The 8984-nt window shown below is 75.0% G+C and carries 10 protein-coding genes; 4 read left to right on the top strand and 6 right to left on the bottom strand.

The annotated features are described in order from the left end of the window. Positions 1 to 127: 127 nt before the first annotated feature. Positions 128 to 838: a DsbA family oxidoreductase gene (locus ABTZ03_RS33280; protein ID WP_350516876.1), complete on the bottom strand. Its 711-nt coding sequence runs from the start codon at positions 836 to 838 to the stop codon at positions 128 to 130. 155 nt (positions 839 to 993) lie between these two features. Next, complete coding sequence (locus ABTZ03_RS33275) at positions 994 to 1533, bottom strand: GNAT family N-acetyltransferase (RefSeq protein ID WP_350516875.1); 540 nt, start codon at positions 1531 to 1533, stop codon at positions 994 to 996. A gap of 160 nt (positions 1534 to 1693) precedes the next feature. Between ABTZ03_RS33275 and ABTZ03_RS33270 the strand changes: the two genes are divergently transcribed. Then, complete coding sequence (locus ABTZ03_RS33270) at positions 1694 to 2662, top strand: oxidoreductase (RefSeq protein ID WP_350516874.1); 969 nt, start codon at positions 1694 to 1696, stop codon at positions 2660 to 2662. Positions 2663 to 2696: 34 nt separating this feature from the next. Here the strand turns inward: ABTZ03_RS33270 and ABTZ03_RS33265 are convergent, their stop codons facing one another. Then, positions 2697 to 3254, bottom strand: a complete 558-nt coding sequence (locus ABTZ03_RS33265; RefSeq protein ID WP_350516873.1) for a hypothetical protein — start codon at positions 3252 to 3254, stop codon at positions 2697 to 2699. A gap of 139 nt (positions 3255 to 3393) precedes the next feature. Then, positions 3394 to 4113 (bottom strand): chitinase, encoded by a 720-nt coding sequence (locus tag ABTZ03_RS33260; protein WP_350516872.1) that lies wholly within the window; start codon positions 4111 to 4113, stop codon positions 3394 to 3396. Between the two features lie 349 nt (positions 4114 to 4462). On the opposite strand from ABTZ03_RS33260, the gene ABTZ03_RS33255 reads away from it, so the two are divergent. Continuing rightward, on the top strand, positions 4463 to 6433 hold the full coding sequence (locus tag ABTZ03_RS33255) for a tetratricopeptide repeat protein (RefSeq protein WP_350516871.1): 1971 nt from the start codon (positions 4463 to 4465) through the stop codon (positions 6431 to 6433). A 47-nt stretch (positions 6434 to 6480) separates the two neighbouring features. On the opposite strand, the gene ABTZ03_RS33250 is transcribed toward ABTZ03_RS33255, so the two are convergent. Continuing rightward, positions 6481 to 6672: a DUF6011 domain-containing protein gene (locus tag ABTZ03_RS33250; protein WP_350516870.1), complete on the bottom strand. Its 192-nt coding sequence runs from the start codon at positions 6670 to 6672 to the stop codon at positions 6481 to 6483. A 63-nt stretch (positions 6673 to 6735) separates the two neighbouring features. Between ABTZ03_RS33250 and ABTZ03_RS33245 the strand changes: the two genes are divergently transcribed. Then, complete coding sequence (locus ABTZ03_RS33245; RefSeq protein WP_350516869.1) at positions 6736 to 7503, top strand: TetR/AcrR family transcriptional regulator; 768 nt, start codon at positions 6736 to 6738, stop codon at positions 7501 to 7503. On the opposite strand, the gene ABTZ03_RS33240 is transcribed toward ABTZ03_RS33245, so the two are convergent. Next, entirely contained in the window at positions 7500 to 7892 is a 393-nt protein-coding gene (locus tag ABTZ03_RS33240; protein ID WP_350516868.1) for a winged helix-turn-helix transcriptional regulator, read from the bottom strand. The two genes, ABTZ03_RS33245 and ABTZ03_RS33240, sit on opposite strands and share 4 nt — an antisense overlap. Before the next feature lie 94 nt (positions 7893 to 7986). Here ABTZ03_RS33240 and ABTZ03_RS33235 point away from each other — a divergent pair, with 94 nt between their 5' ends. Continuing rightward, entirely contained in the window at positions 7987 to 8841 is an 855-nt protein-coding gene (locus ABTZ03_RS33235) for an SDR family oxidoreductase (protein ID WP_350516925.1), read from the top strand. The last annotated feature ends 143 nt before the right edge of the window (positions 8842 to 8984 follow it).

Below are 8984 nucleotides of genomic sequence, written 5' to 3'. Positions count from 1 at the left end.
TCCCGCCCCCACCCCCACCGGGCGCGCCGGGCGGCCTTGCCCCCCCCCCCCGCGCCGGGGGCTCATCGGCGGGGGTAAGTCGGCCCGGCCGACTTCCCACTCCGAAGGGCCCACTCCCCGGGCCGGGTCACCGCTGCGGCAGCTCGCAGCCGTCCGGCCCGCAGGCCTCCCCGCCCTCGGCCAGGGCGACCAGCGCCGTCGGCACCCGGCTCTCCCAGGCCTGCTCCAGCGCCCGGGTGAAGGTCTCCGCGGGCTGGGCGCCCGAGACCCCGAGCCGCCGGTCCAGGACGAAGAACGGCACGCCCGTCGCCCCCATGGCGGCGGCCGTCTCCTCGTCCTCGCGCACCGCGTCCGCGTACGCCTGCGGATCGGCCAGCACGGCGGCCGCCGCCTCGCCGTCCAGCCCGGCCCCGACGGCCAGCTCCACCAGCCGCGCGGGGTCGAAGGCCGAGCGCTCCTCGGCGAAGTTGGCCCGGTACAGCGCGTCCAGCAGCTCCGGCTGCCGCCCCTGCTCCTTCGCGAAGTGCAGCAGCCGGTGCATGTCGAAGGAGTTCGCGGCGTCCCGTCCGGCGGACAGGTACGGCAGGCCCTCGCCGCGCGCGTTCTCGGCGATCCGGGCCTCCGCCGCCTCGGCCTGCTCCGGGCTCAGCCCGTACTTCGCCGCGAGCAGCGGGAGCACCGGACGGGCCGCGCGCGGGGCGTGCGGGTCCAGCTCGAAGGAGCGGTGGACGACCTCCACCTCCTCGCGGTGCGGGAACGCGGCCAGCGCCTGTTCGAACCGGGCCTTGCCGACGTAGCACCACGGGCAGTTGATGTCGCTCCAGATCTCGACGCGCACGGCGCGCACTCCTTCCAGCCTCGCGCGGACACGGACCCTCCGCGCCGACGTCCTACCGGAACGCATCCGTCCGCCTGAATATTTCTCGTCCTGAAATATTCAGGTCCGGTCCGGCGCGGAGCGTCGTCGCGGTCGGCCGGCTACCGGTCGGTCGGCTACCGGGCGACCGGCCGTTCGTAGCGGCTCATCCAGAGGACCGGGACGTCCTCCGCGCGCTGCCCCGGGAGGCCGGGCCAGCGCGCGTCGCCGCGGTGGAGGAAGCCGCGCCCCTCGTAGTAGTCGCGCAGCGAGCGGTTGTGCGCGACGCAGTCCAGCCGCAGCGCGTCCACCCCGCGCTGCCGGGCCCGGTCCTCGGCCCAGCCGAGCACCACCGCGCCCAGGCCGCGGGCCCACCGGCGCACGGCCAGCCGGTGCACATAGCCCGCCGAGCCGCCGACGTCCGCCCACAGGGCGTCGGCCCAGTCCAGGGTGACCGTCCCGGCGGTCTTGTCGCCGACGTCCACCAGCCAGGTCTCGCCGCGCCCGATCGCGCCGGCCACCCACCCGGGCGGGAAGCGGTCCGGCCACTGGCGGATGCCGCGGTCGCCCAGCCAGCCGGCCGCCTCGTCGAGCACGTCCAGCACCTGGTGGGTGTGCTCCTCGGCCGCGGGCCGGAACGACACCTGGTCACCGGCCCACACGGTCGAACCGTTCATCGTCACTGTCCTCTCGGTACGAAGGGCTGACACGGGACGCCCCGCCGCCCAGCGTTCCAGTCCGCCCCCGGCCAGGTCCACCGACCCCCGGGCCGGCGAGCGCTCCACCCCGACCACGGGACTTGAGCTAGACCGCGGTCGAGCTCCTAGCGTCCTCACCATGACCACGAACGACCAGCGGCCGCTCGGCTCGCCCTTCTCCGCCACCAGCACCGCCGAAGCCGTGACGGCCGGCGTCGACCTCTCCGGCCGGACCGCCGTGGTGACCGGCGGCTCCGCCGGCCTCGGCCTGGAGACCGTCCGCGCGCTGAGCGCGGCCGGCGCCCGGGTGATCGTCCCGGCCCGCCGTCCGGACGCCGCCCGCACCGCGCTGCGGGACCTCGACGGCTGCGAGGTCGTCCCGATGGACCTCACCGACCTGGCCGGCGTGCGCGCCGCCGCCGCGCGGATCGCCGGCACCACCGACCACGTCGACCTGCTGTTCGCCGTCGCGGGCGTGATGGCGACCCCGGAGCGGCGGGTCGGCCCGGGCTGGGAGGAGCAGTTCGCGGCCAACCACCTCGGACACTTCGTGCTCGCCTGCGAGCTCCACCCGCTGCTCGCGGCGCGCGGGGCCCGGGTGGTGGTCAACAGCTCGGCCGGGCACGCCCTCACCGACATCCGCTGGTACGACCCGCACTTCCGCACCGGCTACGACAAGTGGCTCGCGTACGGCCAGTCCAAGACCGCCAACGTCCTGTTCGCCGCGCACCTGGACGCACTCGGACGGGCCGACGGCGTACGGGCCTTCGCGCTCCACCCCGGCAAGATCATCACCGGTCTGCAGCGGGAGCTGACGCTCCGGGAGCAGATCGACCGCGGCTGGGTGGACGAGCACGGCACCGTCGTCGGCGCCGGCTTCAAGTCCCCCTCCCAGGGCGCCGCCACCGGCCTGTGGGCGGCGACCTCCCCGCTCCTGGCGGGCAGGGGCGGGCTCTACCTGGAGGACTGCGACGTCGCCCGGCTCGCCGCCCCGGGCGACCCGATGGACGACGGCGGCGTACGCCCGTACGCCCTCGACCCCGACACGGCGGCCCGGCTCTGGGACGTCTCCCTCGCCGCGACCGGCGCCACCCCGATCGCCGGCTGAACCGGCTGAACCGGCCGGGCCCGCGGAGCGGCCGCTACAGGCAGATCCAGCAGTACAGCCGCTCGCCCGCCGCCCGCGCCCGGCGGGCGAGCGCGATCAACTCCTCGGCCAGCGGCAGCAGATCGGTCGGATCCGCGCCGTCCCACTCCTCCGCCTCGGCCCACCGCCGGACGGCCTCCGGTATCCGGTCGTCGGCCACTCCGGCGAGCGCGTCCCTGGTCGCCTCGTCGAGCTCCGTCACCCACGGGCCGGTCGCCCACGGGTCGTCCTCGCCGCCGGCCGGCCCGTCCGGCCCGGGCGGGGGAGTGGTCGGCCAGACCGGCACCTCCGCCACCAGGTCGACCCGCCACGGCTCCGCCCGGATCGCCGCGACGAGCTGCCCCAGCACCACGTCCGGATCGACCCGCTTGGCCTCGATGCCGTCGAAGGCCCGGCCGATGTCACCGTCGAACCCTCCGGCCTCCGAGCCCCCGTCGTCGAACCCCCCGCCCGGCCCGGCACGGAACTCCGGCCGTGCACCCCCGGTCAGCTCCAACGCCCGTGCCACCGCGGCCGCGTCGGGCGCACGGAAGTAGTCGGTCAGCACACCCATCCCGGCTGCCACCCCCTCGTCTCGGTCCTGGGAGCAGTCGAGCAGACGCCACTGACACCACTCACCCGATCGGATGAAACGCGGAGCGGGAAGTCGGCCGAGCCGACTTCCCGCTCCCCACCCACCCCCGGGGCGCACCTCAGCAGGAGATGTTGCCGCTGCCCACGTTGGTGCCCAGCACCCCGACGAACTGCTTGAACAGGTTGATCCGGTCGTTGCGCTCGTCCGGGTTCTTCCCGTTGCACTCCAGGTCGCCGTTGATGCTGCGGATGGTCTCGCCGAAGCCCTTGTTGTTGACGATGGCGTCGTGCGGGGTCATCGTCCCGGCGCCCTTCTGGCTGTCCCAGAACCACAGCGCGGTCTTCCAGGAGGTGGCCGGGTTCTTCTCGACCTGGTACGGGTCGTGCAGCAGGTCGATGTGCAGGGCGTCGCCCGCCGCCTTGTAGTTGAAGTTCCAGCTGATCTGCAGCGGCCCGCGCCCGTAGTAGGCGGACTGACCTGCCGGGCAGCCGTACGGCTGGGTGGTGTCGCAGTAGTGGCTGTAGTTGGCGGTGTTCTGCTCGACGACGTACCTGAGCCCGCCGGTCTCGTGGCTGACGTTGGCCAGGAAGGCGGCCGCCTCGCGCTTGCGGGTGGCGGCGTCGCCGGTGGTGGTGAACTGCGGGTAGGCGCCCAGCGCGTCGGTCAGGCCCTGGTACGTGTAGAAGGAGTTCCGGCTCGGGAACATCTGGTTGAACTGGGCCTCGCTGACCACGAAGGAGCCCGCGGCGGCCGCGGGGGCGACGGTCGGGCCGGTCAGTGCGAGGGTGCTCAGGACGGCGGCGGAGGCGACTGCGGACAGGGTGCGGGAGAGCTTCATCGTTCCTCGTCGGAATGCGGAAGGGCCGGTAGGGGGAAGGTGCTTCGCGCTCGAAGCGCCTCCGTCATCGTGGTGCGCGATCACCGACGCCCAGCTCCTTCCACGGCCCAAACCACTCGTAAGAGTCCTATCCCGTCGAGGATTTGGCGCAACACCCGGGCCGGCCGCCCCGCAAGGGTGAACCGACAGGGTGATCATCCGGCAGTCATACACACCGGATAACCTCGTCCGCGCACGAGACACGAGCCACGAGGCACCAGGCACAAGGCGAGGCACGGGGCGCGCGACGCGGGGAACACGTCACGCGCCACCGCGGCCGGACCGACACGGCGCGACGGGGGGACAGGGCATGGCGCACACCGACGACGAGGGCGACGACCGGCTGGCGGCCGAGGGCGAGGTGGCCGTCGCCCGCCTGGCGATCGACTCCGGCGACCTCACCCACGCCGCCGACCACCTCGCCGACGCGATCCTCGCCGACCCCCAGCTGCCCGAACTCCACGAGGCGCTGGCCGAGTTGTGCGCCGCCGCGGGCGGCCCCGGCAAGGCCCGCGAACTGTTCCCGCTGGACGGCGAGGTCTACCTCGGCACCGTCGTCTGCCGCGCCCACGTGGAGGCCGCCGCCGGGGACTGGGACACCGCCGTCGCCCTGCTCGCCTCGGCGATCCAGTACGAACCGGCCCGCCCCTGGGCGCACACCGCCTGGCTCGCCCGCGAGGACCTGCCCACCCTGGTCGACCCGGACGCCGTCGCCCAGGCGGCGGCCCGCGCCGCCGGCGCCCTCCCGGACCCGCTGCCCGCCGAGCTGGCCGACACCGTCCGGCCCTTCGAACGCTTCCTGCGGGCCGTGACCGACCGCCACCCCGAACACCCGCTGCTGCTGGCGATGGCCTCCGGCCTGACCCGCCGCTTCGGCGCCACCACCCGCGCCGTCGAACTCGCCGAACGCGCCCAGCGGTTGGCCCCCGGCTACCTGCCCGCCGTGATGCTCGGCAACGCCCTGCGCGCCGACGGCCGCCCAGAGGAGGCGCTGGCCGTCTGGGAGGCCGAACTGGCCCGGGCCGCGCCGGACGAGGCCGACTCCAGCGGCTACCTGGCCGTCGACGTCGCCGAGTTGTACGGCACCCTCGGCCGCCCCGCCGAGGGCCTGCCCTGGCTGGAGCGCGTCCTCGCGGTCGACCCCGACCACCCCAAGGCCGCCCCCGCCCGGCACGGGCTGCGGCACGCCGTGGACGGCGACGCCGCCCACCTGCTCGCCCTCGCCGACCACCACCGCGACCACCCCGACCACGAGTACGCCCAGGACCTGCTGGAGCGGCTCAGCCACCGGGAGCCCTGGCTCGGCATGGTCTCCGGCGCCACCGAGGCGACCGTCAACGTGCTGCACCAGGTGCTCGGCACGTCCGGCACCGGCCGCGACACCGAGATCGACTGCACCGCCTCCGCCGTCGAGCCGCCCAGCTCCGTGCTGGCCGTCCAACTCGCCCTGCCGCGCTCCACGGTCACCTACCGGTCCGTCGGCGAGCCCGACCCCCGGCTGCCGCTGACCGAGCCCACCACCCGGATCTGGGCCTGGGACGGCACCGACCCGCGCCCGGCGGTCGCCGCACCCGCCCCCGCCGGCGCCGAACTGCTGCGCGCCACCGCCGAGATCGTCTGGCCGACCGTCCCCGCCGCCTACGACCACGCCGTCCGGCTGGCCGGGCTGCCGCTGGACGAACTGCTCGGCGCGCTCGTCCACCCGCCGCTGCCGCGCGAGGACGACCTCGGCCGGGCACTGCTCGCCCACCAGCCCGAACTCTGGGTGCGTGCCGTCCAGGCCTTCGCCTGCCTCGGCATCGCCCACCACCGCACCGACCAGCCGTGGGAGGGCTCCGAGCGCCGCCGGGTGCTGCGCGACCTGCTGCTCGGGCCGGAGGACTGGGTGGTCGAGGCGGCCGGCTTCGCCCTGGTCGCGATCGGCTGGACCCACCCCGCCGCCCGCGCCGACATCGCCGAACTGCTCCGGCAGCGGCTGCACTACAGCGCCCGGGCCAGCCGCAGCCGGGTGGTGACGATCCTCCGCTCCTACTGCGCCCTGGTGCTGGCCGCGCCGTGGACGGACCGGGCCGACCGCGACCTGGCCCGGCAGCTGCTGGCGGAGGCCGACGCCCGGGACGCCGACGACGGCGGCCCCACCGACCCCACGGACGACCCGGCCGGCTCCACCGACGAGGACGGCGACTCCACCGACGGCGACTCCACCCACGACGACAGCGGCTCCGTCGAGGCCCGCCCCGCCCGGCCCGGCCTGCTCCGCCGCCTCTTCCGCCGCTCGTGACACCCGCGGTACCGGCGGCCGGCCCCCGCCCCGGTGCGCGGCCGGGGCTACATCCCCGGCAGCGTCTCCTGGTCCACCTCGAACCGCGCGACCCGCTCCGCGGGATCGCGGCACTCCGGCCCCAGCCGCAGCATCCGTGACTCCGGGTCGTGCAGCGGCCGGTGGCAGCGTCGGCAGGTGACCCGGGGGCGCAGGGCCCCGGTGGAGCCGGTGCCGGGGAGCGGTTCGGGGCTGGTCATGGGGGAGACGGTAGCCGCCGTCGCGCGCGAACGGCGCAGGATGCCCGTGAAAGGATCCTCCGCATGGCCACGGACCGCAGCAGCGCAGGAGACCCGGCACGCACCCTCGCCCTGCTCTGGGGGCTGACGGCCGAGGAGAAGCCCGGCCGGCGCGGCCCCCGGCAGGCCCGTTCCACCGGGGAGATCGCCGCCGCCGCCGTCGCGCTGGCGGACACCGAGGGCGTGGACGCGGTCACCATGCGTCGGGTCGCCCAGGAGCTCGGACTGTCCCCGATGGCGCTCTACACCTACGTGCCCGGCAAGGCCGAACTGCTCGACCTGATGCTGGACACGGTCTACGCCGTCATGCCCCGCAGCACCCCGGCCGACCAGGGCTGGCGGGCCCGGGCGACCGCCGTCGCGGACGACAACCGGGCGCTGTTCCGGGCCCACCCGTGGGTCGCCGCGGTGTCCACCAGCCGCCCGCCGCTGGGCCCCGGACTGATGGCCAAGTACGAGTACGAGCTGCGCGCCCTGGAGGGCACCGGCCTGCCCGACGTCGAGCTGGACGCCGCGCTGACCCACCTGCTGGGCTTCGTCCAGACCTGCGCCCGGATGGCCGCCGACGAGCGCGCCGCCCAGCAGGACAGCGCGCTGACCGACGCCCAGTGGTGGCAGGCCAACGCGGAGCTGCTGGCCCGGGTCTTCGACCCCGAGCGCCACCCGGTCGCCGCCCGGGTCGGCGCCGCCGCCGGTGAGGCGCACGGCGGCGCGTACAGCCCGGAGCACGCGTACACCTTCGGCCTGGCCCGCGTCCTGGACGGCCTGGAGGCCCTGATCGTCAAGGGTTAGGGCCGGGCGTCGTACTCCTCCCGGGCCTCGGAGACCGCGCACATCCGGTGCTCCACCCACTGGGCGAGCGCCGCGACGTACTCGGCGGCCTCCCGGCCGAGCGGGGTGAGGCTGTAGTCGACCCGGGGCGGGATCACCGGGTGCGCCACGCGCAGCACGAAGCCGTCCCGCTCCAGCGTCTGCAGGGTCTGGGCGAGCATCTTCTCGCTGACCCCGGAGACCCGGCGGCGCAGCTCGCTGAAGCGGTAGCCGCGCTCGCACAGGGCGATCAGCACCAGCACCCCCCACCGGCTGGTGACGTGCTCCAGCACGCCCCGGGAGGGGCACATCCGGTCGTAGACGTCCGGCAGCTTGTCGACCAGTGAGGGCTCCGTAGCGATTACCTTCATGTCAGTACCCTACTTTGAAGTGCGTACTTTCCACAGGTTAGTGCCGTCCCTAGGGTGAGTGTGTAAGCCCGTGGAACACCTGAGGGAGCAGAACATGTACGTCGTCACCGGAGCCACCGGACAGCTCGGCCGCCTGGTCGTCGAGGGCCTGCTCGCCGCCGTCCCGGCGGACCAGATCCGGGTCCTGGTCCGCGACGCGGCCAAGGTCGAGGAGTGGGCGCAGCGGGGCGTGCGGGTCCAGGAGGCGGACTACGGCCGTCCCGAGTCGCTCGCCGGGGCCTTCGCGGCCGGGGACCGGGTGCTGCTGATCTCCGGGAACGAGTTCGGCCACCGGGTCGCCCAGCACGGCGCGGTGATCGACGCGGCGAAGGCCGCCGGGGTCGCGCTGCTCGCGTACACCAGCGTGCTGGCCGCGCCCACCGCGACCTTCCGGATCGCCGAGGAGCACCAGGGTACGGAGGAGCTGCTGCGGGCCTCCGGCGTCCCCTTCGCCCTGCTGCGCAACGGCTGGTACACCGAGAACTACACGGCCGGCGCGGCCGCGAGCGTCGCGGCCGGCGAGGTCTTCGGCAGCAGCGGCGCGGGCCGGGTGGCCACCGCCCCGCGCCGGGACTACGCCGACGCGGCGGTGGCGGTGCTCACCGGCGAGGGGCACGCGAACCGGGTGTACGAGCTGAGCGGCGACGCCGACTGGAGCATGGACGAGTACGCGGCCGAGCTGGCGGCGGCCTCCGGCAGCCCGGTGGTGTACCGGGACGTCGAGCCCGCGGAGCAGGTGCGCCGGCTGGTGGCGGCCGGACTGCCGGAGGGCTTCGCGGAGATCTTCGCGGACACCGACGCGGCCATCGCCAAGGGGCAGCTGGCCCTGCGCACCGGCGACCTGGCCCGGCTGATCGACCGCCCGACCGTCCCGCTGGCCGAGACCGTCCGGACCGCGCTCGGCGCCTGAGTCGAGCCGTCGGCCAGCGGTTGCCGACCGCCGGTCGCCGACCGACTGGCCGCCTGACAGTGAGGATGTTCATGAGCGGTTCCCGGACAGGTCTGACCCACCGCCTGACTGACCTCGGGTCCTCAACGGGATCTGTCGGCCTC

The sequence above is a fragment of the Kitasatospora sp. NPDC096077 genome, from assembly GCF_040303245.1.
GTDB lineage: Bacteria > Actinomycetota > Actinomycetes > Streptomycetales > Streptomycetaceae > Kitasatospora.
Note: the sequence above shows the minus strand (reverse complement) of the source record. Positions and strands in the feature narration are given on the sequence as shown.